Origin of the sequence: Streptomyces sp. SID3212 (assembly GCF_009865405.1) — a bacterium.
Classification (GTDB): Bacteria; Actinomycetota; Actinomycetes; order Streptomycetales; family Streptomycetaceae; genus Streptomyces.
Genome location: NZ_WWJY01000476.1, coordinates 1 through 511, shown reverse-complemented (window position 1 = coordinate 511; position 511 = coordinate 1). Strand labels below are relative to the sequence as shown.

Sequence of the window (511 nt, the reverse complement as noted above, 5' to 3'; positions counted from 1 at the left end):
GGCGGGGGTCCAGGCGGTGGCGGCCTCCGCGTCGTCGCTGCGGACGCACCAGACGCGGTGCCGTTCCGCCTCGGCGGAGGCGGTGGTGTTCGCGACGGGGTCGCTGGAGGCGACCAGGACGTACCAGGCGCCCGCGAGGTCGCCCTCCTCGTACCGCCGGCGCTCCCAGCGGATCTCGCCGGCCTCGGCCATGGCCTCGACGGACGCCTTCGCGGAGGGCGACACGAGCACGATGTCGGCGCCCGCCGCGATGAGCGCGGGCAGCCGGCGCTGGGCGACCTGCCCGCCGCCTACAACAACGACACGCCGCCCGGAGAGGCGGAGTCCGACGGGGTAGGCGGGGTGCTCGGCGTGCTCGGCCATGTCGGTACGGACTCCTGAAGCGGCTGGTGAGATGGGGTGACTCCCGGGAACCAGCTTACGGGGACCCTTGGAGCGGGATGAGGCCCCGGCCGGTCGGCGCGCGGCGTGGCGTCGCCCCGCGCGTAGGGCCGTGGTGGAGCGAGCGCTG

The 511-nt window shown here is 75.7% G+C and carries 1 protein-coding gene; it reads right to left on the bottom strand.

Annotated elements, in window-relative coordinates:
* On the bottom strand, positions 1 to 363 hold a 363-nt coding region (locus GT042_RS14075), incomplete at its 3' end, for an NAD(P)-dependent oxidoreductase (protein WP_272925717.1).
* Between the last annotated feature and the right edge of the window lie 148 nt (positions 364 to 511).